Genomic DNA, 24,428 nt, shown 5'->3' on the forward strand with positions numbered 1-24,428 from the left:
ACGGCGTGGGACGATTTATTCGTCGATCGACAAACAAAACTGGCCCGGTCATACAGAACTCGCTTGCACGGCCACGTCGGCGAGCGGATGAAGGCCACGAGGCCCTCAGGCCAGGCTGCCCACCACCGCACGCCAAAGCACCTGACAGGAGAGAAGAACCATGAGCCTCGAAGGCAAGACCGTGTTGGTGACAGGGGCCAATCGCGGCATCGGAAAGGCGCTGGTGGCCGAGGCCCTTGCGCGGGGTGCGGCGCGGGTCTACGCAGGCACCCGCCAGCCCCTGACCCACGCCGACGCCCGGGTGACGCCCCTGACGCTGGACATCACCGACGCCGCACAGATCGAGGCGGCCGCCGGTCAGGTCGACTCGCTCGATGTCCTCATCAACAACGCCGGCATCATGATGCCGGACATCCCGTTCGACCCCGCCGTCCTCGAACGTCACATGGCGGTCAACTTCCACGGCACCAACGCCGTGACCCAGGCCTTCCAGGCCGCCCTGGTCCGCTCCGGCGGTGCCATCATCACGATCAACTCGGCGGCCGCGCTCTCGCCCCTGCCCCCCTTCGCGTCCTACTCGATCTCGAAGTCGGCCCTGTTCTCCCTGACCAGGACGCTGCGCGCCTTCATGGCCGGGCAGGGCGTCAGGGTCCACGCAGTCCTCGCCGGCCCCATCGACACCGACATGACGCGCCAGCTCCCCATCCCCAAGTCGTCCCCCGAATCGGCCGCCCAGGCCATCTTCGACGCGGTGGACAAGGGGGAGGAGGACATCTTCCCCGACGCCACGATGGCGCCCATGACCGACATGTGGCGCAATGGCCCGGACAAGATCCTTGAGCGCCAGTTCGCCGAACTCGCACAGGGTGCGCCCCCGGCGTGAGCCGGGCGGCACCCGCTGGAGCGAGCGGAGTGTCGTGACACCCGGACCGCCCCGTTCCCGGGGCGGTCCGCTCATTCCGGGCGAGACGGAGGGACGCGTACCGGCGTCCCCTGTACGCGGAGCTACGCGGATTTACGCGGAGGCCCCGCGTACCGGCGTCCCCCTTCTACGCGGCGTCCCTTTACGCGGGAGGCCTCAGTCGGCCTGGCTGTGCGGGGCGCGCGACGGGGGCCAGAGCCTCTACGCCGATGCGCCCGCCGTTCGACTGCGCCCCAGCCCGGGCCCCAGGCCTCGGGCTCCCGGCCACTATCGCTCTGAGAAACGGGCGTGAGCCGCCGGCCCGGCGAGCCTTCCATGGTCATCCACCGAAGCAACGGTCGCCGCATTCCGGGGCGTCCGGGACACCAACCGGTCAACTGCCGCACTCCGGCGCCGTCGGGGCCTTTGGCGTGCGCTGAAGGCGGCCCGGCTCAAGGGCAGTTGCCCGCCGACACCACAACAGTCAACTCAGCAAAACGGGGTGGAACATGAAAGACAGAACCGTACCGGCGAGGAACGGGACCGATACACGACCACGGTGGTGGCGCCGGCGCACCGGGATCTTCCTCGCGGTACTCGCCCTCGCGGCAGTGACGGTGTCCGGTCTTCCGCAGACGTCGGCGGACGCGGCGTCAGCGGCGCGAGCGACCCAGGACTGGCCGATGTTCGGCCAGAATCCCGACAACACGGCGAGCGCCCCAGCTGCTCCGAGCCACCAGATCACGACGGCGAACGCAAGCACCCTTGCGAAGAAGTGGACGTTCACGACCGGCAGCGACGTGTCGGCGCGTGCCGCCGTGGCCCGCGGCGTCGCGTACTTCCCCGACTGGTCCGGGCACGTGTACGCGGTCAACGCCAACAATGGCCGGCTCAAGTGGTCCCGGGACATCCTGAAGGACTACCTGCCGGGCGTCTTCTCCCCAGCGCCCGCCACGGTGATCTCCCGCACCACACCGTACGTCGACCTGACCACCAACACGATGTACATAGGCACCCAGCAGGGCGCCTGGCTCCTGGCCGTCAACATCAACACCGGCGCCCTGCGCTGGAAGGCGCAACTCGACACCCACCCCTTCGCTATCGACACCGCGTCACCCATCGTCTACCGCGGTGTGCTCTACGTCGGTGTCTCCTCGAACGAAGAGGGTGCGGCCGACGACCCCACATACCCCTGCTGCAACTTCCGCGGCAGCGTGGTCGCGCTGAACGCGAGCACGGGAGCAGTGAAGTGGAAGACCCCCGTGGTGCCGGAGGGGTACTCCGGTGGCGCCATCTGGAGCAGCACCATCGTCCCCGACCCGGCCAGGGGTGTCGTATACACCACCACCGGCAACAACTACAGCACGCCGACCGCGCCCGCCTACACGTCCTGCATCAACAACGGCGGCACTCAGGAATCGTGCCTGTCCCCGGACGACCACTTCGACTCGGTGGTCGCGTTGCGCATGACCGACGGGGGGGTCGCGTGGGCACAACGCCTGTCCAGCGGTGACGACTGGAACCTGGCGTGCCTGTCCGGCACTCCCGGGCCCAACTGCCCCCAACCGACCGGCTCCGACTACGACTTCGGCAGCGGCGTCAACCTCCTCACCATCCAGACGGCAACCGGCCCCAAGACCATCCTCGGCGCCGGCCAGAAGAGCGGCGTGTACGCCGCCTTCGACCCGGACCGCAAGGGCGCCATGCTGTGGGCCACCCAAGTGGGTCCCGGCGGGCCGCTCGGCGGGGTGCAGTGGGGCTCCGCCACGGACGGCAAGCGGATCTACGTAGCCATATCCGACTACCAGGGCGAGACGTACACCCTCCAGCCGTCCGGTCAAACGACCAACCACGGCTCGTGGGGCGCGCTGGACCCGGCGACAGGGAAGATCCTCTGGCAGACCGCGGACCCGGGCGCCGCATCGGACCAGGGGCCGCTCGCCGTGACCAACGGCGTCGTGTTCGCCCCTTCGACGGCCGGTACCGGCAACAACATGTTCGGGCTGAACGCCGAAACCGGCGCAGTCATCTGGAGCTTCGCCTCCGGTGGGTCCGTGCTCGCGGGGGCCACGATCGCCGACGGCACCGTCTACTGGGGCTCGGGTTACCGCAAGCTCCCCGGAATGACCGGCAACAACAAGTTCTACGCGTTCCAGACGTGTCCAGGCCGGCCCTGACGGCGGCCATCACGACGCCAGCCTTCCCGAGGCCGCCGCGCGGCCGCCGACAACCACCAGGAGAGGACAACCACCAGGAGAGGACAACCACCAAGAAAGGACGTCCATCAGGAAAGGACGTCCAGACCATCGTCGCCCTCGGCCCGGTGACTCGGCACTCGGCTGACACCGATGCCCACAGGCCGGGCGGATCCCGAGGTCAGTGACGGGCGGCTCCAGGTCGGTCGGCGCACCCGCGCCGGCACCTGGGGCCGCTTCCTTCCGATGAAACGCTGGTTTATATATCGAACGACCAACTATGCGCTCACCACCGGCGCAGGTCAGGGTAAACTTGATCGAACGCTCAACAGGAGGACAGGGCACTTTGATGGCCACTCGACGAGGCAGGCCGCGCAAATTCGACCCGGACACCGCCCTGCGCCAGGCTCTGGTCCTCTTCTGGGAGCGGGGCTACGAGGGCACGTCGCTCAACGATCTGGCCTCGGCCATGGGTATCGCCTCGGCCAGCATCTACGCCTGTTTCGGAAGCAAGGAGAACCTGTTCCGTCAGGTGATGGGGCTCTACGGCGCGACCTCGGGCGAGTCGCCCCGGCGCGCGCTGCGCGAACAGCCGACCGCACGGTCCGCGGTCGAGGCCATGCTGCGCGCCACCGCCAACGAGATCACCCGCCCCGACACACCGACCGGCTGCATGCTCATCCTGACCGCACTCACCGGCCCGGTGGAGAACCAGGGCGTCCGGGAGTTCCTGGCCGAGCTGCGACGCGACATGCACGCCACTATCAAGGACCGGCTGGCCCAAGGCATCACCGACGGCGATCTCACCGCGCCCCCTGCCCGCCTCGACGGCATCGCGCGCTACTACACCACCGTGGTGGAGGGCCTGTCCGTCCAGGCCCGCGACGGCGCCACCCGTGCCGAGCTCGAAGAGGTCATCTTCTGCGCGACGGCCACGTGGGACACGCTGGTCGCCCCGCCGCTGCCCACCAGCGGATGACTCCGCGCAGCAGGGACGCGGCGTCGCGACCGCCGAGCCTGCCTGTGCACGGGAGCAACCCACGTGCTGACAGCGCGGTTTCGCCTCAGTGTGAGGTGTCGGCCGGTCGCCAGGGCACCACCACAACCTGTTCGTGGTCCTCATAGATGACCCTCCCCGGGTCCGACGACTCGACGCGTTCGCATGTCACCCCGTGGGCGGCGAGGAGTTCGAGGTATCCGGTCACCCGGTCGATGAGGTGCACGGCGGTGGACTTGAACCAGGCGGTCGCGCCGGGGTTGAGGCCGGGGTCGTACACGGTGGGGTCGACGTCGGTCGGGTTGGTGAAGTTGGCGTCGTACCAGTCGTTGCCCGACCGCCAGACGTCGTACTGCTCCTCAGTGAGCTTTCCCGCCCGCGCCAGCGCGTTGGCCAGGCCGAACACGCCGGGGACGCGGCCGGCCGGGCCCGGCATCACCCCCTGGAACCTCACGAACAGCGGCTCGGACACGACACGTTCCTCCCTCTGCGACGGTGCGACGATGTGACGGTGCGGCGCCTGGACGACGCGGCGCGCATGCGCTCCGGCTCAGCAAGCCTTCAGCGCCGCGAGGAAGTCCAGTCTGGTCTCCAGCCGGGCCAGGTCCCTGCCCGTCAGCTGCTCGATCCGGGCGATGCGCTGGCGCAACGAGTTGACATGCAGGTGGAGTCGGGCGGCGCACATGGTCCAGGACGCGTCGCAGTCGAGGAACGCCTCCAGCGTGGGCAGCAGGCCGGTCTGGTGGCGGCTGTCGTGATCGCGTAGGGGGTTGAGCAGCCGGGCGGCGAAGGCGTGCCGCGTCCGGGCCGGAATGAGGGGCAGCAGCGCCAGGATGTGCGAGGTGAGGTCGACGGGGCCGCGCACCTGCACGCGGCCCGGGCTGCCGGCGGCGACACGCATCGCGGTGCGGGCCTCGTCGAGTGCCCGCGGCGCACTCTCCGGCGCGTCCACGGGGGAGCTGACGCCGACCGAGACGCTGTCCGTCGGGCCGAGCCAGCGGGCGAGTACGCCGGTGAGCCTCTGCCGCAGGGCGTCGCAGTCCAGGACCTGTTCGGGGAGCCCGTCCGCCGGCTCGGGGACCAGTACGAACAGGACGGCCTGCCCGTCGTCGACGGTGGCCGCGATGTGTTCCGGCGGTACGGGCCCCGGGCCCTCCGCGTGGACCAGGGCTTCCTCCAGGAGTTGTTGCAGAGCCGGGGCCGGGATGGGCCGGGCCCCGTGCCACCGCCCCTGGGCGACGACGAACTGGCACCGCAGCCAGTCTTCGGTCTCGGTGAGGACGCCGTACGCGGTCCTGCGCAGCCGGGCCGGTATCTCGTCGAACGGGACGCGGCTGCGCAGCAGGTCGAGGATCCAGCGCGCCAGGTCGTTGCGCACGGCCTTGCCGCGGTCGTGCTCGGATCGCGCGTCCGAGGCCAACTCGGCTGTCCGGTCAAGGAGTTCGAGGTCCGCCGCGGGCCAGGACGATGTGTCGGCCTCCACCACGAGCAGCCAGTCCCCGAGCTCGGCGGCGGGGTCCGCCGCGGCGGTGAGGGGCGAAGGTCCGGAGGCTTCGCGTACCGGCACGAGCGCGTAGTGCCGGCTCCCGAGCGCGACCTGATGGGGCGCGGCCTCACCGGCGCGGCGCGCGGCGAGATACCTCGCGGCCAGCGCCACCGCAGTCTTGGCATGCAGCGCCGGGCGGGCTCCGCCGATCTGGCGCCCGGTCGCCGACAGGACACGGATGTCAAGACCGAGGCTGTGTTGCAGGAGCTCCAACACGGGGTCGGAGCCCGGCTGTTCATCGGTGAGGAGCCGGCGATGCCGTTCGACCATCGCGGCGAGGCCGTCCCCGTCGCGGCGGTGCAGACGGCGCAGAACGTGTTCGGTGATCGCCGAGAACGACGTTTCCGGTCGCACGGCGACGAGGGGGAGGCCGTAGCGCCGACAGGCGTGTACGAGGTCGTCCGGGATGTGCCCGTGTTCCACCTCGCCCGCGGCGAGCGCCGTGACGCCCGCCCGGTCGAGGATGCGTACGAACGGCTCGGCGTCTCCGTCCTCCTGCCACCAGGCGAGCCCGGTGAGGACGAGTTCGCCGCCGGTGAGGAAGCGGCCGGGGTCGGCCCGGTCGATGGTCGGCACCGCGCGGACGGCGCGATCGAGCGCGTGGTCGTCGGCGTCGCCACCCACGAGCAGGCGCAGGTCCAGCTCGTCGACAGCGAGGAGTTCACGGAGCAGCACGATCGCCACCCTCTCACGCCGTCGGGCCGTTGAGTAGAGGAAATCGTCGCAGCTCAGGGGCTTGGCGCGGTGCGAAGGCACGGTCGTCCACAGGGGGCGGCCAGGCGGGTTCTGAGCGATCGGTGACTGCCTCGGCCCCTTGATCGCGCTGTGTACTTCAGCGCATACGGCCGACAGCGACTTCGAGCCCCTGACTCGAAACGAACGCCCCGGACGAACCATTCGCCGTGGGCTCACCGCGGACCGGCTGTGGGCGCACCGCGGCCACCACGGCCGACCCGCCACGAAGAAAGGACCGCCCCCCATGGATTTCCTTCGCCCCGCCAGCTGGGATGACGCGCTCGCCGCCAAGGCCGGGTACCCCGCAGTCGTGCCCCCTTGCGGGTGGTACCGACGTCATGGTCGCGATCAGCTTCGATCACCGCCGCCCCCAACCCCTCCTGGACCTGGGCCGCATCGCCGAGCCCGATCGACGACGTCCGCGGCACCGCGGACCACCGCGGACACACTCCGCGCGTCATGGCCCGCCGCGGGCTCGGCCGGGCGGGAGTCCTGCCGCGGGGGCGAGGGTCGCGGCCCGGAAGGAGCCGCGTGACCATGCGCGTCGATCTCACGGTCGATGGCGGCCCCACCGACCACCACGACCAGCGTGCCGCGCACGGGGGGCGCGACACGCACCACGGCATGGGGACCTCTGCCGCTGCACGGGACACGAGAAGAGCCTGGGCGCCGTCCGGTGGGCCGCGGCCCACACGGAACGTACGGAACGTCCAGCACGTAGGGAACATCGGGAAGAGGCGATCTGATCATGGCAGGCACCACCACGGGCATCCCCGCCGACGTCACTCAGAACCACACCAAGGGCGGCATCGGCGAGTCGACCCTGCGCCCGGACGCCACCCTCAAGGTGACGGGAGAGTTCGCGTACTCCTCGGACATGTGGCACGAGGACATGCTGTGGGGTCAGACCCTGCGCAGCACCGTCGCGCATGCCGAGATCGTGTCGATCGACACCTCCGAGGCCCGGGCCATGGACGGCGTATACGCCGTCCTGACCCATGAGGACCTGCCGGCCGCGAAGAACTACGGCATGGAGTTCCAGGACACCCCAGTCCTCGCGTACGGCAAGGTCCGCCACCATGGTGAGCCGGTCGCCCTCGTGGCCGCCGACCACCCCGAGACCGCGCGCCGAGCAGCCGCGAAGATCAGGATCGAGTACCGGGAACTGCCGCTCATCACCGATGAGGCCTCGGCGACCGCGCCCGACGCGATCCTGGTCCATGAGAACCGCGACGACCACCACGCCGCTCACGTCCCGCACCCCAACATCGTGCACCGCCAGCCGATCGTCCGCGGCGACGCGGACGAGGCCGCCAAGCGCGCCGACGTGATCGTCAAGGGCGAGTACACCTTCGGCATGCAGGACCAGGCCTTCCTCGGCCCCGAGTCCGGCCTCGCCGTACCCTGCGAGGACGGCGGCGTCGACCTGTACGTCGCGACCCAGTGGCTGCACTCCGACCTCCAGCAGATCGCCCCCTGCCTCGGCCTGCCCGAGGAGAAGGTGCGTATGACGATGGCCGGTGTCGGCGGCGCGTTCGGCGGCCGCGAGGACATCTCGATGCAGATCCTCGCCAGTGTGCTCGCGCTGCGCACGGGCAAGCCGGTCAAGATGGTCTACAACCGGTACGAGTCCTTCTTCGGGCACGTCCACCGCCACCCGGCGAAGCTCCACTACGAGCACGGCGCCACCAGGGACGGCAAGCTCACACACATGAAGTGCAAGATCGTGCTGGACGGCGGAGCCTACGCGTCGTCCACCGCCTCGGTCGTGGGCAACGCGTCGTCCCTCTCCGCCGGTCCGTATGTCATCGACGACGTCGACATCGAGGCGATCGGCCTCTACACCAACAACCCGCCCTGCGGCGCGATGCGCGGCTTCGGCGCGGTCCAGGCCTGCTTCGCCTACGAGGCTCAGATGGACAAGCTCGCCGCCCAACTGGACATGGATCCCGTGGAGTTCCGCCGCCTCAACGCCATGGAGCAGGGCACGATCATGCCCACCGGCCAGCCGGTCGACTCGCCGGCCCCGGTCGCCGAACTGCTGCGCATGGTCAAGGCGCGCCCGCTGCCGCCGGAGCGCCAGTGGGAGACCGCCTACGGCGACGCCGATGTCCGCGCGCTGCCGGGCGGCCTCTCCAACACGACGCACGGCGAGGGCGTCGTACGCGGTGTCGGCTACGCGGTGGGCATCAAGAACGTCGGCTTCTCCGAGGGCTTCGACGACTACTCGACGGCCAAGGTGCGCCTTGAGGTCATCAACGGCGAGGCCGTCGCGATGGTCCACACGGCCATGGCGGAGGTCGGCCAGGGCGGCGTCACCATCCACGCCCAGATCGCCCGTACCGAACTCGGTGTCCAGCAGGTCACCATCCACCCCGCCAACACCCAGGTGGGATCGGCCGGTTCGACCTCCGCGGGCCGTCAGACCTACATGACGGGCGGCTCCATCAAGAACTCCTGCGGGCTCGTCCGCGAGAAGGTCATGGAGCTGGGACGGCGCAAGTTCGGCTCGGACCATCCGGCGTGGGCCACCGCGGAACTCCGTCTGAAGGGCGGCAAGGTCGTCACCGAGGACGGCGAAGCCCTCTGCGCGATCGCGGACGTCCTCGACGACGAGGTCGTGGAAGTCGAGGCGGAGTGGCGCCACCGCCCCACGGAGCCCTTCGACCTGAAGACCGGGCAGGGCAACGGCCACGTCCAGTACGCCTTCGCGGCGCACCGCGCGGTGGTGGAGGTCGACACCGAGCTCGGCCTGGTCAAGGTCGTGGAACTGGCCTGTGCCCAGGACGTCGGCAAGGCGCTGAACCCGCTCTCCGTCGTGGGCCAGATCCAGGGCGGCACCGTGCAGGGCCTGGGCGTCGCGATCATGGAGGAGATCGTCGTGGACCCCAGGACCGCGAAGGTGCGCAACCCCTCCTTCACGGACTACCTCCTCCCCACCATCCTCGACACCCCGACCATTCCCGTCGACTACCTCGAACTGGCCGACCCGAACGCGCCGTACGGCGTCCGCGGCATCGGCGAGGCACCGACCCTGTCGTCAACTCCGGCCGTCCTCGCGGCGATTCGCAACGCGACGGGCCTTGAGCTCACGAAGACACCGATCCGCCCGGAGCACCTGACCGGTCTCTGACCGACACGCTCCGCAGTCCGCGCCCCGGCGACGCGCGGTGTACCGGCACTGCGCCGCCACGCCTGGACCGGCGCGGCACCACCACACCACGCTGCCGCCGCACGGACCGAAGGCGAGACATGGGCGGCCCGTAATGTGCCCGGTAGTACGGTCACCGCCGGCGGTCCGTCGGGCCTGGGCGGGCGTCGACGCCTCGTTCTCTCACCTCTTCACGGCCGCTGCGATCCGCTGCGCGGCCTGAGCCGGTGTGAGGTGCGTGGTGTCGACGACCTCGGCCTCGGCGTGCAGCCACGTGCGGGCCGCTTCTGCGTAGGGTTCGAGGTATTGGAGACGGAAAGGGGAGTTGGGGCCAACGACGGTGTCGCCGGCGATGCGCCCGCGGAGCGTGTCCTGGTCGGCATGGAGGACGAAGTGCCGTACGTCGATGGTGTGCTGGGCAAGGCCCGCGCTGATCTCGCGCCAATACTGCTCCACCAGGACTGTCATCGGTATCACCAGGGTGCCGCCGGTGTAGTCGAGGACGTGACGGGCGGTCTCGACCACGAGGGGCCGCCAGGGTGGCCAGTGCTGAAAGTTGGTCGTCGTGGGCAGCCCTGGCGTGATGTCCATGAGTGTCTCGCCGACTTTCTCGGCATCGAATACCCGCGAGTCCGGGATCAACTGCTGCACGAGCGCACTGGTCGTCGTCTTGCCCGCGCCGTGTGTGCCGTTGAGCCATACGATCATGGGCTTGAGCCTAGCGTCGTGCCGGTCGCGGACGCCACCTGACGTCGTGTGGTGGCCGGCGTCATCCGCTTGATGGCTGCCCATGCCCGTGAGTACCCGACGCCGTCCTGTCCTGACCCGTGTGTTCCGGTCGGCGCCCACGAGCGCTGCCCCGCGGCATGATGTCTTCCGTCAGGCAGGAAGCATCTGCGCTCAAGTCGCTTTCGGGCACGTGATGTTGACGCTTTCGGACTCTAGGCCCGGGCCCCTGCCTGCTTGACCGTCCTGATCACGGGTGCCGTCTCGATGTGGGTGACGGCAGGGAGCGCGGCGACCCGGGTGGTCAAGTACCGGTACAGCTCCCGCTGGTTCGCGCACACCACGCTCGCGTACAGGTTGGTCGGGCCGGTCGTGGCGGCGGCGAACGCGATCTCCGGATGCCCGGCCAGCGCCCGACCGGCCTCCTCCAGGTGCGCGGGGGCGACCGAAAGCCAGAGCAGGGTCCGGGCGCGCACACCGAACATGCGCCAGTCGACGTCGATGTCGAGGTAGAGCAGGCCGTGTCCACGCAGCTCCGTCATCCGGCGCCGTACCGTCGTCGGCGACCAGCCCGTCGCCGACGCCAACTGCTCGAATCCGGCCCGGCCGTCGCCGGCGAGCACGGCGAGGAGCTTGCGGTCACCGTCGTCGAGCCGCACCGGTCCGTGTCGTTGCGGTACCGGCGGCGGGCGCAGCCGCGCGATCGCGTCCTCGTCCAGCGACCCGAGCTTGCCGACCAGATTGTCCGGGCCGCCGTAGAAGGCGTGCAGCACGGAGTGCGCGCTCACGCCCTCCACCCGCGGGGTGCGGGGGAGTTTGGCCAGCAGCAGCGCCTCGCTGTCCGCCTCGTTCTCGGTGCGGACCACGCAGGTGATCTCGGTGCCGCCGGAGCTGAGGCTCACCCAGGATGTGTCGGGCCGCCTGGCGAGAGCCTCGGCGACCGGAAGCGATGTGGTGGGCGCACAGCGCACCCGCAGCAGCCACAGGACGGCACCCAGCACGGTGGGGTCGACCCCGCCGAGCACCCGGACCGCCCCGGTCGACCGCAACCGGGCGTACCGACGGGCGATGGTGCGATCCGACACGCCCAGAACTTCGGCGATGCCGCTGAACGGCGCACGACCGTCGACCTGAAGGGCATGCACGAGCCGCCGGTCCAGCTCGTCGTAGTCGGATTCCACCGAGCTGAAGCTAGCCGGTGCCGGATATCAGCACAAGAGGGCCGGTCCCTGGCGCGGCAGGCCCGACCGGCAGAGCGTTGCTCGTGTCCTGATCGACCCAGCAGAAGGAGTATCCATGGACACCGACGTACTCATCGTCGGCGCCGGCCCCACCGGAATGACGTTGGCCAACGAGCTGCTGACGGCGGGGGTGTCAACGGTACTGGCCGACAAACTGTCGCAGCGCAGCGAGCTGTCGAAGGCAGGCGGCGTACAGTCCCGCACACTGGAGGCGCTGGACCAACGAGGGCTCCTCGAACCGCTGTTGGCCACCGGAGACCACCCCACCACCACGGGCCACTTCGCCGGCATCCCGCTCCCCTTCGACTCCAACCGGCACCGTCTGCCATGGCGGTCCGTGCCCCAAGTGGTGATCGAGGGCTTCTTCGAGCAACACCTCGCCGCCCGGGGCCTCCACGCCCGCCGGAACCACCAGTTGGTCGCTCTCGCCCAGGACGACGACGGCGTCACCGCGGACTTCGCCGACGGCACCACGCTCCGTTCCCGATACCTCGTCGCCGCCGACGGCGCGCACAGCACCGTACGGTCGCTGCTGCGGGCCGCCTTCCCCGGCCGGTCCGGTACCTCGACGATCACCGCGGCCGACGTGCGGCTGGGCGGTGACGATCCGTCCACATCACACACCTGGACGGAGGACGGGCACTGGGCGGCGCTCTTCCCGCTCGGTACCGATCAGCAGGGACGGCAGCTGCGCCGGCTGGCACTCGGCGGTCCGGACCAAGCGCTGCCGAGGGAGGTCCCGGTCACCGAGGACGAGGTCCGCCGAGGGCTGCGCGTTGTGTTCGGGCCGGGGGTGGAACTGCTCGAACTACGCCACGCAGGCCGCATCACTGACGTGTCGCGGCAGGTCGAGCAGTACCGGCACGGCCGCGTGTTCCTGGCGGGTGACGCCGCCCACGTCCACCTTCCGCTCGGCGCGCAGGGCATGAACACCGGGATCCAGGACGCGCTCAACCTCGGCTGGAAACTGGGCGCCGCCGTGCACGGCTGGGCGCCGGAGGACCTGCTCGACACGTACCACGTGGAGCGGCATCCCGCCGGGGCGGCCGTACTGCGCAACGTACGGGCCCAGAGCCTGCTGATGGACTGGGCCGGTACGCGCGATCCGCATGTGCTCGCTGCCCGGGAGATCTTCACGGAGATGGCCCAGCTTCCGGACGTGCAGCACTATCTCAGCGACATGATGTCCGGCATGGCTCTGCGTTATCCGATGCACGGCACCGAGACCCATCCGCTCGTCGGCCGGCCCGCACCGGACCTGGGCCCGGCCCGCGTCCACGAACTGCTGCGGCACGGGCACGGCATCCTGCTGGACCCGGCCGACACGTTCGCCGACGTCGTCGGCCCCTGGAAGGACCGGGTGGACCGGGCGGGCCGGGGCGCCCCCACCGAGCCGATGCTCATCCGGCCGGACGGCTACGTGTGCTGGGCGGGCACCGCCGACCCGGGGCCCGCGCTCGCCCGCTGGTTCGGCGAACCCCACTGAGCCGACGTTCGGGCACCGCCCGTCGGTATCTGCCATCCAGAACGGGAGCGCTGCTCAGCGATCACGCCGCCGGACCAGCTGCACGACAACGAAGATCGCGGCCAGGATGAATACGCCTACGAACAGCGCCACCCCCCAGCTCGGCACGTTCGTAGGATGGGAATTGACTGCCGCCAGCGTGAGTCCGCTCTCCACGGGTGTTCTCCCTTCACGTCGCAAGCCGGGTCACTTTGATACTCGGTACCCACACCGACGCCGCTTACCTCATGGGAGTCGGACAGCATCGGCCGGATCGGTGGCGTGACCCATGCCCGTGCACGCGATGGACGGCTCATGACCATGCAGGCGGGGGCGTACGGGGTCGGCCACCCTTAAACCTCGACGAGTCGTCGCCGCCGGGCCCGGGGCGGGGGCTAGGATGACCGGCGCGAGCCATCAGCCTCAAAACCCGCTGGTGGAGGGGTAGTTGCCGGACACCGCGGAACGCGAGGGAATGCGTGCAGGACCTGCCCGAGTCTGTAACGGAACCTGACGGTTGCGCCGTCGTGCGCGTGCTCAGTTACAACATCCGCTCCATGCGTGACGACGAAGCGGCTCTGGCCCGGGTGATCCGCGCCTGCCGGCCCGACGTCGTGTGCGTTCAGGAAGCCCCGCGCTTCTTCCGCTGGCGCAAGGCCGCCGCCCGCCTCGCGCACGCCTCCGGGCTCGTGTACGTAGCGGGTGGCGCCACCGCCTCCGGCCCCATGATCCTGTCCTCGCTCCGTGCCCACGTGGAACGCACAGAGGACATCCTGCTGCCCCGCACCCCCGGCCTGCACCAGCGCGGCTTCTCGACGGCCGTGCTGCGGTTCGGGGGTGCCCGGCTCGGTGTCCTCAGCTGCCACCTGAGCGTCAACGACCGGGAACGCTACGGGCAGGGCCGGTTGCTCCTCGACAGGCTGTCCGCCCTGGGTGTTCCGTACGCGATGGTCGGAGGTGACTTCAACGACCGGCCCGACGGCCGGACCTTCGGCCTGCTTGCGAGCGCCTTGCAGGACGGCTGGGCGACCAAGCCGTGGGGGAGGGAGCACACGACCCGGCTGGGTGACCCGTTGCAGCGGATCGACGCCATTTTCGCCACGCGGGGAGTGGAGGTGCTGGGGTGCGGGGTGCCCATGGGCCTGCATGGCGTCGTCGAACACGACCTTCGTACAGCCACGGACCACCTCCCGGTGCTCGCCGCGTTGCGCGTACCGGTCAACTCCCCTGCGGGCAACGGCGCGTAGCGGAGCGTGTGCGTGCGCGTGGAGCGTTCGCCGTTGCGTCGGGTGGTCTCCCGCGCTCCCTGGTCGAATCCGCCCGGCCGGGGCAAGGTGTGCGGGAATCGCACGGCTTTTGAGAGGGCGGGTGGGCAGGGTGGAGGACGCGGACGACGTGGACCGGATCCGCTTCGACGGTCGCGTGGCGGTGGTGACGGGCGGGGCCCGCGGCTTGGGCCGGGAGTACGCCCTGCTCCTCGCGGCGCGGGGCGCACGCGTGAGCGTCAACGACGTGGGGACGGGGATCGACGGGCGGGGGGCGTCGCCGTCGCCCGCGCACGAGGTCGCCGAGGAGATACGGCGACGCGGCGGGGAGGCCATGGCGGACGTCCATGACATCGCGACCGTGAGCGGCGCTCGGGCACTGACCAGCACCACAATGGAGCGTTGGGGACGGTTGGACATCCTCGTCAACAACGCCGGGATCTCGATCCTTCGTCCACTGGGAGAGCTTTCGGACGAGGAGTGCGGACGTGTGCTGAACACCCATGTGGGCGGGACACTGAACATGCTCCGGGCGGTGTGGCCCCACATGGTCGAGTCGCAGTACGGGCGCATCGTCAACACGTGTTCCGACGCCCTGTTCGGTGACACCGGGCTCAGCGTGTACGCCGCAGGCAAGGGCGCCGTGCTCGGTCTGACCACGTCGTTGGCGGCCGAGGGCGCCGCACACGGCATCAAGGTCAACGCTGTCGTCCCGGTCGCCGCCACCCGTATGTCCCTCGAAGCGCTGACCGACGACGAACCCACGGCTGACCTGCTCACCCGCCTCTTCCCCGCCCGTCACGCGGCCTCCGTAGTGGTCTTCCTGGCTCACGAATCCGTGCCCTGTACCGGAGAACTCCTGCACGCGGCCGGCCGTCGCACCGCTCGTATCTTCCTGGGCGCGACCGACGGGGTGGTGTGGCAGGACGACCCCACACCGGAATCGATCCGGGACCGGCTCGCCGCCATCCGCAGCACCGAGGCGTTCCGCACGCCGGAGAGCGTCAGTGTGTCGATGGCCTACTCCTTCGCACGGCTGGGTGTGGGCGGCTCCGAGTCTCTTGCGCTCGACTCCCTTGCGCTCGACCTCAAGTCGCCGTCCGCCGGGAACGGGACGCGCTCCGCTCCTGCCGATGGCTGAGGACACATGCCATGCAGACCCCGGCAGGCTCCGGCAGGGCAACGACGACAGGGCAGTGACAGGAAAACGGCACGTATGTAGACCACCACCGGGCGATGACCCGAGGCCGGCAGCGTCTCAGCTTTCGGCCTCGTAGGGGGCCACGGCCCCGGACCGCACCGCTCTCCGCCGCGCACACCGGGAGGACCCATGCCCCAGGACATCGACTTCGACCTCCCCGCCCCCGCGCGGATCAGTCCCGATCTCGACCGGGCCCGGCGGCACAACTCGGCGTGGGTCCGCCGCCTCGGCCTCGTCACGGACGACCGTTCGGCGGCCTGGTACGACTCCTGGGACATGCCGCGTCTGGCCGCACTCGGTCTTCCTCATGCGGTCGGCCCCGCTCTTGAGCTGTGTGCGGACGCGATGGCCTTCTTCTTCGTCTTCGACGACCAATTCGACGGCCCGCTCGGCCGGGACCCCGCCCGGGTCTCCCGCGTATGCCAGCAGTTGATCGACATCGTTCACGGTGCCGCCCCGCCCGCCGACGCCGACCCGTGCACGGCGGCGTTCGCCGACATCCGGGTCCGCGAGACCTGTGGCGCCCGTCCTGCCTGGATCGCGCGGACCGCACACGAGTGGGAGTACTACTTCGCCGCACAGGCCCATGAAGCGATAGGACGCCTCCGCGGCACCCCATCCGACCTGGAGACCTACCTCCAGGTCCGTCGAGGCATCGCGGGCACCGACCTCCCGCTCTCCCTCGGTGAGCGCGCCGCGGACATCGCCGTCCCCGCGGCTGCCTTCCACTCGCCCCAGTTGCGCATCATGCGACAGGCCGCCATTGATGTGACGCTGATGTGCAACGACGTGTACTCCGTGGAGAAGGAGGAATCCCGCGGGGACATGGACAACCTGGTCCTCGTCCTGGAATCCACCCGGCTCCTCAGCCGTGACGCGGCCGTCCTGGCCGTGCGCCAACAGGTGGGCAGGCTCGTCGGGCGCTTCCGGGAGCTCGAAGGACACGTGCCTGCGCTCTGCGCCCACCTCGGGCTCGGCCCCGCAGAACGGTCCGCCGTGCACACGTACACCGAGATCATGTCCCTGTGGATGAGTGGCTACCACGCCTGGCAGACGGAGACGCTGCGCTACCGGACGGCCCCCGAGATCGTCCCGGCGTCCGGCCCCGGCTACCTCGACCAGGTCCTGCGCACCCAGCCCGCCAACGCGCCTGGCCGGCATGCGCCTTGACCCGCGAGCCTGGTGACGGCGGTGCCCAGAGCCGTGCGGGGAACCCGAACCCCGGCAGTTTCAACCGTACTTCGGCCGTTTCGAACGAGGAACTGCGGCTAAACGGACCTCATGTCGGAAACAGCGAAGAAGAACGAGACCACGAAGAGCACAGCGGCCAAGAGCACGGCCCGCTCCGCGAGTGAGGGGGCCCGCTCCGCCACGACTAAGGCCTCATCGACCGCGACGCAGGCCAAGTCGGCTGCGTCCGAGGCCAAGGACACCACGGGCAGCGCGGTGGTGGCGCTGCGCTCAAGGGCCAAGGCCGGCGGCGAGATGCTGTCCACCATGCCCGGCAAGTCGCTCCAGGCCGCGTCGACCGCATGGACCGTGGTGCAGAAGCGCAAGCAGATAGCGGCCGGCGTCGGAGGAGGCGTGGTGGCGGCCCTCGCGGGTGCCTACAGCCTCGGCCGGGCGGCCGCCCGACGCGGGCAGGGACCTATCACTCGCGCCACAGGCGGCCGCTTCTGATCAGGCGCGGTGACGGCGCGGTGACGGCGCGATGAGGCGCACCCGTCGTGTGACGTCGGCCTTTCAGCCCCATCGGCCCATCGGCCCAAGGTGGCGCCCGTACCCCGGCCCCGGCCGGTTGGACGGGCGCCACCGCCAACTTCTCTGCGCCGGCCAGGACTTGGGGCACTCCGTCGCGAGGCCGCTCGCCGCCGACGCCCTGCTGGCGCGGTGGGGCATCGCCGGGCACGACCGTGGACCGTCCCACCGCGCGGACGAGCACTCGTGGCCAGGCCGCCCGCGGCACTGTTGGCAGGCTGATCACCGCCGGGACAGCGTTCCGAGGGACGTGACTCGCCGCGTACGTGCCGAGCTGTCGGAGTCGTCGTAAGGCAGTACATGCGATCTGGAGAGGCAGTACACGCGACCTGGAGCCGGCAGCGGGGGAGCGCCCCAGGCCGGCGGGCGGTTCAGCGCAGGCCGGCGAACAGGTCGTTCTCCGGCACGGCCTCGCCGGTGGTGTCCTTCACGCGTACGAAGGTCTCGACGCCCATCAGTTCCGTGAACCGCTCCTGGCCCATCCGCAGGAAGAAAATGTTCTCGCCCTGGCTCGCGTGTGCGGCCAGCGCGTCGAACTTCTGAGCACCGAAGGCCGAGGTGTCCACCCAGGTGGTGATCTCCTCGTCCGGGAGCCCGATCTTCGCCATCTCGGCGGCCTCGGCCGGGTCCGGCTCCGGCGCGTCCGGATGGAACTCGCGCATGATCTCGCCGAACCGCTGCATCATCGAGCGAGGAGCGGTCGTCCAGTACACCTTCGGGGTTCCCGACGTCATCTCCAGCGCCGCCATCGTGATGCGGTTCGCCTGGATGTGGTCCGGGTGGCCATAGAAGCCGTTCTCGTCATAGGTGACGACCACATCGGGTTCGTAGCGCCGCATGAGTTCAGCGAGCCGGGCAGCGCCCTCCTCGACCGGCGTCTGCCAGAACGATCCGGGCGCGTCATTGGTGGCCCAGCCCATCATGCCGGAGTCCGCGTAGTCCAGCATCTCCAGGTGACTGATCTTCAGGACCGCGCAGCTCGACTTGAGTTCGTCACGCCGCATCGCCGCGACGGCGGCCGGGTCGTGCCCGGGGTCGCCCGGCTTGAGCCCTCCGGGACCGTCCCCGCAACCACCGTCCGTACACGTCACCAGGACCGTACGGATGCCCTCGGCCGCGTACCGTGCGAGGATCCCGCCCGTTCCGGTGGCTTCGTCGTCGGGGTGGGCGTGTACCGCCATGAGGGTCAAGGGCCGATCATTCACGAGACATTTCTCCTGTGCGACGGGGCTGCCATCTGGATCCGGCTGGGCGGACGAGGCCGAAGCGGCCCGGTCTTCCCGACCCATTTCTACCTGAAGCGCCAGAGCCATGCCGAGGCAACGCCCCCCGACAGATCATCAACCTCCCAGCTCCTGTCGCGGAAGCTGCCGTAACTCGCGTGCCAGCAAAGGCAGTTGACCGTCACCAGGGCCATCCGGTTGGTCACGCGCGCCGCTGACAGGATGACTGCGGGCCGGGCAGCGGCTCGTGCCCCGGGTCGGCCCGCGCGCGCTCTCTGCCTCTCGGTATGGGGCGGTCAGGCGGGCCGGACCGGTCAGGAGGGGCCGTGCGACGAGGACTGTTCGTGACGGTCGCAGGGCTCGGCGCACTGCTCGCCGAAAAGCAGGGTGGTGCACGGCCCGCCGTCACCGGTGTAGGCGTGGTGGCGGATCGGATCGAGGGGGATGCTGACCTGTCCGCCCATCGGTGGCGGCGTCGGTTGGGCGAGCTGTGTCTCAAGCCGGGTGAGCCGGGTCACCAGGTCATCGCTGGTCACGGGGGTCCTCCATCTGTAGCGGGCGGGCGCGTTGCTCCTACCCGTCAGTGCGACGATCGCACCCGCCGGCGTCGCGAGCGCGAGATCGGGGGCCGTCGGAGTCTCGCGCGACAGGGTGCGAGTGCGCGGAAAGTCATAGGCTGCGATACATGAGCCCGAGAATCGCTTCCAACACCCCTGTCGATCTAAAGCAGTTGCTGGACTTCGTTCGTTCGCGGCACCGCGCGATCCTGGTGACCCGGCGCGCCGACGGCAGCCCGCAGGGCTCGCCGCTGACCTGCGGTGTCGACGACGAGGGCCGCCTGGTCATGTCCACCTACCCCGAGCGCGCCAAGACCCGCAACGCCCGCAGGGACCGGCGCGTCAGCGTGATCGTGCTCTCGGACGAGTGGGACGGGCCATGGGTCCAGGTGGACGGCGAGGCCGAGGTCATGGACGCGCCGGAATCGGTGGAGCCGCTGGTGGAGTACTTCCGCGGCATCAGCGGCGAGCATCCGGACTGGGCGGAGTACCGCGCGGCGATGGTGAAGCAGGGCAAGTCCCTGATCCGCGTCACGCCGGTCCGCTGGGGCCCGGTGGCGACCGGCGGGTTCCCGGCGATGCCGACACAGGAGTAACGCTTTGGGCGCAGGCGGGGTGCGCGGCCATCGGTCTGCGGGCGGCACGCGACCGTCGAACGGGCACACGGCAGCGGGGGCCCCGTCGCGTCGGGGGAGTGTCGTCGGGGCTCTCGTGCTTTGATGCGGGCATGGAGACGTGGCCTGGTCGTCCTTATCCGCTCGGTGCCGTTCACGACGGCGCCGGAACCAACTTCGCGCTCTTCTCCGAGGTGGCCGAACGGGTGGAACTCTGCCTGTTCGACGACGCGGGCGACGAGCGACGGGTGCCGCTCAGCGACGCCGACGGCTCGGTGTGGCACGCGTATCTGCCGGGGGTGGGCCCCGGGCAACGGTACGGGTACCGGGTGCACGGACCGTACCGGCCCTCCGAGGGGCTGCGCTGCGACCCGGCCAAGCTGCTGCTCGACCCGTACGCCACCGCCGTGGACGGACAACTCGACGGTGACCCCTCCCTGCTGACCGCCGACCCGGAGGACCCCGAGACGTCCAACGGCCTGGACAGTGCCGGCCACGCGATGTTCGGTGTCGTGACGGACCGGGACTTCGACTGGGAGGGGGACCGGCGTCCGGGTCACCCGTATCACGAGTCGGTGGTCTACGAGGCCCACGTCCGCGGCCTGACGATGCGTCACCCGAGTGTCCCGAAGGAGCTGCGCGGCACCTACGCGGGCCTCGCGCATCCCGAGGTGATCGACCATCTCAGGGAACTGGGCGTCACCGCACTGGAGTTGATGCCGGTGCACCAGTTCACGCAGGACGGCTTCCTCGTCGACCGCGGCCTGTCCAACTACTGGGGCTACAACACCATCGGGTTCTTCGCCCCCCACAACGGGTTCGCGGCGGGCGGCACCCGGGGGCAGCAGGTCGTCGAGTTCAAGAACATGGTGAAGGCCCTGCACGCCGCCGGGATCGAGGTCATCCTGGACGTGGTGTTCAACCACACGGCGGAGGGCAACGACCAAGGCCCCACGCTGTCGTTCCGGGGCATCGACAACGCGGCCTACTACCGTCTCGTCGACGACGACCCGGCGCACTACTTCGACACCACCGGCACCGGCAACTCCCTGCTGATGCGGCACCCCAACGTCCTCCAGCTCATCATGGACTCGCTGCGGTACTGGGTGACCGAGATGCGGGTCGACGGATTCCGCTTCGACCTCGCCGCCACCCTGGCGCGTCAGTTCCACGAGGTGGACCGTCTCTCCGCCTTCTTCGACCTCGTCCAGCAGGATCCGGTGATCAGCCAGGTCAAACTGATCGCGGAACCCTGGGACATCGGGGACGGCGGCTACCAGGTGGGGAACTTCCCCGCCCTGTGGTCGGAGTGGAACGGCCACTACCGGGACACCGTACGCAGCTTCTGGCGGGGTGACGACGACACCCTGGCCGACTTCGCATCCCGGCTCACGGGCTCCTCCGACCTCTACCAGCACGACCGGCGACGGCCACGCGCGAGCGTCAACTTCGTGGTGGCGCACGACGGTTTCACACTGCGCGATCTCGTCTCCTACGACACCAAGCACAACGAGGCCAACGGCGAGGACAGCCGGGACGGCGCCGACGACAACCGGTCGTGGAACTGCGGAACCGAGGGCGAGACCGACGACCGGGGCATCCGGGAGCTGCGGTCGCGCCAGCAGCGCAATCTGCTCGCGACGCTCCTGCTCTCCCAGGGCGTGCCGATGCTCGCCCACGGCGACGAGCTGGGACGTACCCAGCGCGGCAACAACAACGCCTACTGCCAGGACAACGAAGTCTCCTGGGTGGACTGGGAGTTGGACGAAGAACGGCGTGGGTTGCTCGACTTCACGCGGCGCGTGGTCGCGCTGCGCCACGCACACCCCGGGCTGCGTCGTCGGCACTTCCCCGTCGGCCCGACCCCCGACACCCCGCCGGAGCGCGCCGAGGTGGTGTGGCTGCGACCCGACGCGTGTCAGATGGACGACGAGGACTGGAAGCGCGGCGACGCGCACGCCCTCGCGGTGTATTTGTGCGCCGACGGGCCGATGGAACGCGACGCGCGGGGCAGGCCGCTCACCGACGACACGTTCCTGTTGTTGTTCAACAGCCACCGGGAGCCCGTCGACTTCCGTCTGCCACCGGCGGCGTTCGGCGAGGAGTGGGAGCTGGTCCTGGACACCGCCGATCCCTCGATGGAGGCGGAGGGGGCGACGGTCGGGGCCGAAGCCGAGTTCCCGATGGAGGCGCACAGTCTGCGGGTGCTGCGGCGGGACCGGAGGGAGTGACATGGCTGCGGGGGAGGGGCCACGCGTGCCGCAGGCACGGTGTCCTCTCCCCCGTCGGGCGGCCGGGAGGCGGCGTGATGGCGCGGGCTACTTCTGTGCGGCGAGTTGCTTGAGGTCGACGGTCTGGTCAGCCGGTGGCTGCGGGGGGTCGACGGGCTTGTTGTAGTCGGTGAAGACGGTGGTCTCGGCCTTGGTGCCGGTGGTGGTGACCTTGAGAACGTAGGGCTTGCCGTCGGCGGCGACGAACATCGACTGCGTCGCGCCGTCCTTCTGCTTCTTCAGCTCCACGGCCTTCTTGCCGTCAATGGTGGTGGTGTCGCCGCGGGACATTCCCTGACGTTCGGACTTGTCTTCGTCCATGGACGCCAGCAGGCCCTGCTTGTCGCACAGGCCGGTCAGCTGGTCATCGTCGGCCGGCACCCGCACCCACTTGTCGGCGACCTTCGGCACCATCTTCTCGCTCTGGGGCTGCTGCTTGAGGCTGGCCTGCCAGTAGGCGCTGTTCCCCTTGACGTAGAGGGTGGCGTCCTTGTGCCGGATGTCGGAGACGGCCTGGGCGTTGGTGACGGTCCCCTGACAGTTCTTCTGGCTGTCGACGGCGAGGTCGATGCCCACCTTCTGCCCGCCGGACTGAACGACGGTCCCCTTCATGTGCATCGATTCGGCCTGCCGAGTCGCCTCGACCGCCTTCGCGGCGATCTGGTCGGCGCTCTGCCCCTTGAACGCCTCGTCGCCGCCTCCACCGCATGCCGCGGTGCCCGCCAGACATAACCCGAGTGCCGCCACCGCTACCGACGTTCGTGTACCGCGCATGCGTGGACACCCCTTCCGTCGCGGCCCCCGTCGAGGGTGCCGTCTTGGACGCGGGGCCCCAGCGGCCCCGCCGTGCACCGCCGGGTACCCCAAGAACATGCGGGCGCACGGGGTAGCAGTCGTTCCGGATAGCCGCCGCTGTGCATGAGGCGGTCGGTTCGGGACTCGGCGGTGCGAGCGGCAGAGCGTGGCGGGTCAGGTGCTGAGCAGTCGGTTGAAGAACGAGCGGTACTGCTGAAGCGCGACGCGCAGATCCTCGGTCGGCACCTCCTCGCCGCGATGCCACTGGGCTTCGAGGTCGCGCTTGTGGGCCGAGAACGTCGTGGCGAGGGCCTGCATGGTCTCGGCCACCAGCTGGTCGGCCGCGTTGACGGAGTCCTTGGGGTCGTCGACGAACTGGCTCTGGATCCGCTGCCACCGGGCGCGGAACTCCTCCTGCTCCGCACCGAGCAACGGCTCGTTCTCCTCGGCCGTTCCCGACCCACTCTGTCCATCGGTCGATGCCTGCTCGGCATCGTCGCGTCGGTCGTCCGGGTCGGCGGTGGCCTCTCCGGGGTACGCCGGCGGGGCGTCGGGGAAGCCCGGCTCCTCGCCTTCACTCTGCTCCTGCCCCCTGGCGCCGGCCAGGTCCTCAGTGGACAGGCCGTCGCCGTCATCCGGTCGGGGTGTCTCCTCGTTGCGCATCTCTACACATCCATCCGTACTTCTGTCCGTCACTTCTGTGGGTCACGCGGTCGGGCACTTCTGTTGGTCACGGGGTGGGGCACTCCTGTGCACTTCTGTCGGTCACGCGGTCGGGCCGCGCGTCACCGACGGTGTCCGCCGGGCTGCTTCCGGCGCCCGTCCGTTGTCGGCCGTGGGCTCACGCCCCGCTCGTGCCCGGCCGGTCTCCGTTGTGAAGCAGCTCCTCGAACAGCGCGCGATAGTGCACCATCGCGCCGCGCAGCTCCTCGGTGGTGGCTTGATGGCGGCCGCTTCGTTCGTCGACGTCATGGGCGGCGCGATAGTGCTCCAGGGTGTTCCCGTGCTCGACCGAGAGGTCCTTGAGCTGCTGTTCGTAGCCTTCGGTCGGATAGCCGCGCTCGCTCATGAGGGTCGTCACAAGCCGGTCCGCGTCGTGTACGGCCTCGTCGGGCCGGTCGACGAACTGCTCCTGCACCCGGGCCCAGTCCTGGGCGTACCGGTCGCGCACGGCGGCGGGAAGCGGCCTGATGTCCAGGGCGTCGTGACGCTCTTGGCGCTCGCGCAGCTCATGCTCGCCGGCCCGACGGCTGTCCTGCGCCTCCACAGTGCGGTCGTACTCCGGGCCGAACCGCTCCTGCAGCTTGCGGCGGCGCATCATGACCACGCGCGCTGCCACAGCGCAGGCGATGAGCACCACCACGACGGCGACAATGATGATGATGACGGTGAGGGACATCGAGTCCTCCGCTCGTTGGCCGGGTCGATGGCCGGCTCGGCGCACCGCAGCCCTCCGCGACCGGCCTTGCCGGGGCCGACGGCCGCGCCCCTACGCACGGGGTGGGCACACACCAAGCCGACGGTTGTCGAAAAGCGGACCTTTGTTCTCCATCAGTAGCGCCGTCGTCCGCCGACAGCGTGCCCGGCAGGAAAGGGGGCCGCCCCCACCCTCAGCCATCACACCGTCGAGGCTCATCCCGACGTTCACGAGGGCGGGCTCGGCCAGGGGAGTCGTCATCGCATACGACCCCGACAGCTTGTACGGCAGTCACCTCCGACCGACGCGGACGTTCTGCCTCCGGTTCCCAT

General features: G+C 69.9%; 21 protein-coding genes and 1 pseudogene. 12 read left to right on the plus strand and 10 right to left on the minus strand.

Annotation, left to right across the window (positions count from 1 at the left end; translation table 11 throughout):
* Window positions 1-160 precede the first annotated feature (160 nt).
* The 3 genes from ACGFW5_RS20310 to ACGFW5_RS20320 all read left to right on the plus strand — a co-directional run bounded on the left by ACGFW5_RS20310 (window position 161) and on the right by ACGFW5_RS20320 (window position 4,075).
* Entirely contained in the window at window positions 161-883 is a 723-nt protein-coding gene (locus tag ACGFW5_RS20310) for an SDR family NAD(P)-dependent oxidoreductase (protein WP_393835649.1), read from the plus strand.
* A 527-nt stretch (window positions 884-1,410) separates the two neighbouring features.
* Window positions 1,411-3,078 (plus strand): PQQ-binding-like beta-propeller repeat protein, encoded by a 1,668-nt coding sequence (locus tag ACGFW5_RS20315; RefSeq protein WP_393835650.1) that lies wholly within the window; start codon window positions 1,411-1,413, stop codon window positions 3,076-3,078.
* Between the two features lie 367 nt (window positions 3,079-3,445).
* Entirely contained in the window at window positions 3,446-4,075 is a 630-nt protein-coding gene (locus ACGFW5_RS20320) for a TetR/AcrR family transcriptional regulator (protein ID WP_393835651.1), read from the plus strand.
* A gap of 85 nt (window positions 4,076-4,160) precedes the next feature.
* On the opposite strand, the gene ACGFW5_RS20325 is transcribed toward ACGFW5_RS20320, so the two are convergent.
* Both ACGFW5_RS20325 and ACGFW5_RS20330 read right to left on the minus strand, forming a co-directional pair.
* Window positions 4,161-4,529: a hypothetical protein gene (locus tag ACGFW5_RS20325; protein ID WP_393835709.1), complete on the minus strand. Its 369-nt coding sequence runs from the start codon at window positions 4,527-4,529 to the stop codon at window positions 4,161-4,163.
* Between the two features lie 114 nt (window positions 4,530-4,643).
* A complete protein-coding gene (locus ACGFW5_RS20330) occupies window positions 4,644-6,314 on the minus strand; it encodes a PucR family transcriptional regulator (RefSeq protein WP_393835652.1) in 1,671 nt (556 codons plus the stop codon).
* Window positions 6,315-6,618: 304 nt separating this feature from the next.
* On the opposite strand from ACGFW5_RS20330, the pseudogene ACGFW5_RS20335 reads away from it, so the two are divergent.
* Window positions 6,619-6,778 (plus strand): annotated as a pseudogene (locus tag ACGFW5_RS20335) (FAD binding domain-containing protein); the annotation flags it as partial.
* A gap of 344 nt (window positions 6,779-7,122) precedes the next feature.
* Window positions 7,123-9,507, plus strand: coding sequence for a xanthine dehydrogenase family protein molybdopterin-binding subunit (locus ACGFW5_RS20340; RefSeq protein ID WP_393835653.1), 2,385 nt, complete (start codon window positions 7,123-7,125; stop codon window positions 9,505-9,507).
* Between the two features lie 201 nt (window positions 9,508-9,708).
* Here the strand turns inward: ACGFW5_RS20340 and ACGFW5_RS20345 are convergent, their stop codons facing one another.
* The gene (locus ACGFW5_RS20345; protein WP_393835654.1) at window positions 9,709-10,233 is read right to left on the minus strand and encodes an ATP-binding protein; all 525 of its coding nucleotides are present in this window, start codon (window positions 10,231-10,233) and stop codon (window positions 9,709-9,711) included.
* A gap of 233 nt (window positions 10,234-10,466) precedes the next feature.
* Complete coding sequence (locus tag ACGFW5_RS20350; RefSeq protein ID WP_393835655.1) at window positions 10,467-11,432, minus strand: Lrp/AsnC family transcriptional regulator; 966 nt, start codon at window positions 11,430-11,432, stop codon at window positions 10,467-10,469.
* A 115-nt stretch (window positions 11,433-11,547) separates the two neighbouring features.
* Between ACGFW5_RS20350 and ACGFW5_RS20355 the strand changes: the two genes are divergently transcribed.
* Window positions 11,548-12,978, plus strand: a complete 1,431-nt coding sequence (locus ACGFW5_RS20355; RefSeq protein WP_393835656.1) for an FAD-dependent monooxygenase — start codon at window positions 11,548-11,550, stop codon at window positions 12,976-12,978.
* Window positions 12,979-13,032: 54 nt separating this feature from the next.
* Here ACGFW5_RS20355 and ACGFW5_RS20360 read toward each other — a convergent pair whose 3' ends face one another.
* A complete protein-coding gene (locus ACGFW5_RS20360) occupies window positions 13,033-13,173 on the minus strand; it encodes a hypothetical protein (RefSeq protein WP_393835657.1) in 141 nt (46 codons plus the stop codon).
* A 302-nt stretch (window positions 13,174-13,475) separates the two neighbouring features.
* On the opposite strand from ACGFW5_RS20360, the gene ACGFW5_RS20365 reads away from it, so the two are divergent.
* From ACGFW5_RS20365 to ACGFW5_RS20380, 4 genes are all read left to right on the plus strand, one after another.
* Complete coding sequence (locus tag ACGFW5_RS20365; RefSeq protein WP_393835658.1) at window positions 13,476-14,243, plus strand: endonuclease/exonuclease/phosphatase family protein; 768 nt, start codon at window positions 13,476-13,478, stop codon at window positions 14,241-14,243.
* 130 nt (window positions 14,244-14,373) lie between these two features.
* On the plus strand, window positions 14,374-15,402 hold the full coding sequence (locus ACGFW5_RS20370) for an SDR family NAD(P)-dependent oxidoreductase (protein WP_393835659.1): 1,029 nt from the start codon (window positions 14,374-14,376) through the stop codon (window positions 15,400-15,402).
* A gap of 189 nt (window positions 15,403-15,591) precedes the next feature.
* Window positions 15,592-16,632 carry a terpene cyclase gene (locus ACGFW5_RS20375; RefSeq protein ID WP_393835660.1) on the plus strand — a complete coding sequence of 347 codons (1,041 nt, stop codon included), beginning with the start codon at window positions 15,592-15,594 and terminating at the stop codon, window positions 16,630-16,632.
* A gap of 111 nt (window positions 16,633-16,743) precedes the next feature.
* Window positions 16,744-17,142, plus strand: coding sequence for a hypothetical protein (locus ACGFW5_RS20380; protein ID WP_393835661.1), 399 nt, complete (start codon window positions 16,744-16,746; stop codon window positions 17,140-17,142).
* Between the two features lie 449 nt (window positions 17,143-17,591).
* Here ACGFW5_RS20380 and ACGFW5_RS20385 read toward each other — a convergent pair whose 3' ends face one another.
* The gene (locus tag ACGFW5_RS20385) at window positions 17,592-18,425 is read right to left on the minus strand and encodes a PIG-L family deacetylase (RefSeq protein WP_393835662.1); all 834 of its coding nucleotides are present in this window, start codon (window positions 18,423-18,425) and stop codon (window positions 17,592-17,594) included.
* Between the two features lie 332 nt (window positions 18,426-18,757).
* Window positions 18,758-18,979 carry a hypothetical protein gene (locus ACGFW5_RS20390; protein WP_393835663.1) on the minus strand — a complete coding sequence of 74 codons (222 nt, stop codon included), beginning with the start codon at window positions 18,977-18,979 and terminating at the stop codon, window positions 18,758-18,760.
* A gap of 149 nt (window positions 18,980-19,128) precedes the next feature.
* On the opposite strand from ACGFW5_RS20390, the gene ACGFW5_RS20395 reads away from it, so the two are divergent.
* Together ACGFW5_RS20395 and glgX are read left to right on the plus strand one after the other, a co-directional pair.
* Window positions 19,129-19,596, plus strand: coding sequence for a PPOX class F420-dependent oxidoreductase (locus tag ACGFW5_RS20395; RefSeq protein WP_393835664.1), 468 nt, complete (start codon window positions 19,129-19,131; stop codon window positions 19,594-19,596).
* Between the two features lie 131 nt (window positions 19,597-19,727).
* Window positions 19,728-21,845 (plus strand): glycogen debranching protein GlgX, encoded by a 2,118-nt coding sequence (gene glgX, locus ACGFW5_RS20400; protein WP_393835665.1) that lies wholly within the window; start codon window positions 19,728-19,730, stop codon window positions 21,843-21,845.
* A gap of 87 nt (window positions 21,846-21,932) precedes the next feature.
* On the opposite strand, the gene ACGFW5_RS20405 is transcribed toward glgX, so the two are convergent.
* The 3 genes from ACGFW5_RS20405 to ACGFW5_RS20415 form a co-directional block, all read right to left on the minus strand.
* Window positions 21,933-22,658, minus strand: coding sequence for a hypothetical protein (locus tag ACGFW5_RS20405; protein ID WP_393835666.1), 726 nt, complete (start codon window positions 22,656-22,658; stop codon window positions 21,933-21,935).
* A 195-nt stretch (window positions 22,659-22,853) separates the two neighbouring features.
* Complete coding sequence (locus ACGFW5_RS20410; protein ID WP_393835667.1) at window positions 22,854-23,342, minus strand: hypothetical protein; 489 nt, start codon at window positions 23,340-23,342, stop codon at window positions 22,854-22,856.
* Between the two features lie 178 nt (window positions 23,343-23,520).
* Window positions 23,521-24,078, minus strand: coding sequence for a hypothetical protein (locus ACGFW5_RS20415; protein WP_393835668.1), 558 nt, complete (start codon window positions 24,076-24,078; stop codon window positions 23,521-23,523).
* Window positions 24,079-24,428: the final 350 nt, after the last annotated feature.

The sequence above is a fragment of the Streptomyces sp. NPDC048416 genome (genome assembly GCF_043200435.1).
Taxonomy (GTDB): Bacteria; Actinomycetota; Actinomycetes; order Streptomycetales; family Streptomycetaceae; genus Streptomyces.

Bases quoted from the DNA above. Each gene is read 5' to 3' on its own strand.
- ACGFW5_RS20310 (WP_393835649.1), top strand. From the start codon at position 161: ATGAGCCTCGAAGGCAAGACCGTGTTGGTGACAGGGGCCAATCGCGGC.
- ACGFW5_RS20315 (WP_393835650.1), top strand. From the start codon at position 1,411: ATGAAAGACAGAACCGTACCGGCGAGGAACGGGACCGATACACGACCA.
- ACGFW5_RS20320 (WP_393835651.1), top strand. From the start codon at position 3,446: ATGGCCACTCGACGAGGCAGGCCGCGCAAATTCGACCCGGACACCGCC.
- ACGFW5_RS20325 (WP_393835709.1), bottom strand. From the start codon at position 4,529: ATGCCGGGCCCGGCCGGCCGCGTCCCCGGCGTGTTCGGCCTGGCCAAC.
- ACGFW5_RS20340 (WP_393835653.1), top strand. From the start codon at position 7,123: ATGGCAGGCACCACCACGGGCATCCCCGCCGACGTCACTCAGAACCAC.
- ACGFW5_RS20345 (WP_393835654.1), bottom strand. From the start codon at position 10,233: ATGATCGTATGGCTCAACGGCACACACGGCGCGGGCAAGACGACGACC.
- ACGFW5_RS20355 (WP_393835656.1), top strand. From the start codon at position 11,548: ATGGACACCGACGTACTCATCGTCGGCGCCGGCCCCACCGGAATGACG.
- ACGFW5_RS20375 (WP_393835660.1), top strand. From the start codon at position 15,592: ATGCCCCAGGACATCGACTTCGACCTCCCCGCCCCCGCGCGGATCAGT.
- ACGFW5_RS20380 (WP_393835661.1), top strand. From the start codon at position 16,744: ATGTCGGAAACAGCGAAGAAGAACGAGACCACGAAGAGCACAGCGGCC.
- ACGFW5_RS20395 (WP_393835664.1), top strand. From the start codon at position 19,129: ATGAGCCCGAGAATCGCTTCCAACACCCCTGTCGATCTAAAGCAGTTG.
- glgX (WP_393835665.1), top strand. From the start codon at position 19,728: ATGGAGACGTGGCCTGGTCGTCCTTATCCGCTCGGTGCCGTTCACGAC.
- ACGFW5_RS20405 (WP_393835666.1), bottom strand. From the start codon at position 22,658: ATGCGCGGTACACGAACGTCGGTAGCGGTGGCGGCACTCGGGTTATGT.
- ACGFW5_RS20410 (WP_393835667.1), bottom strand. From the start codon at position 23,342: ATGCGCAACGAGGAGACACCCCGACCGGATGACGGCGACGGCCTGTCC.
- ACGFW5_RS20415 (WP_393835668.1), bottom strand. From the start codon at position 24,078: ATGTCCCTCACCGTCATCATCATCATTGTCGCCGTCGTGGTGGTGCTC.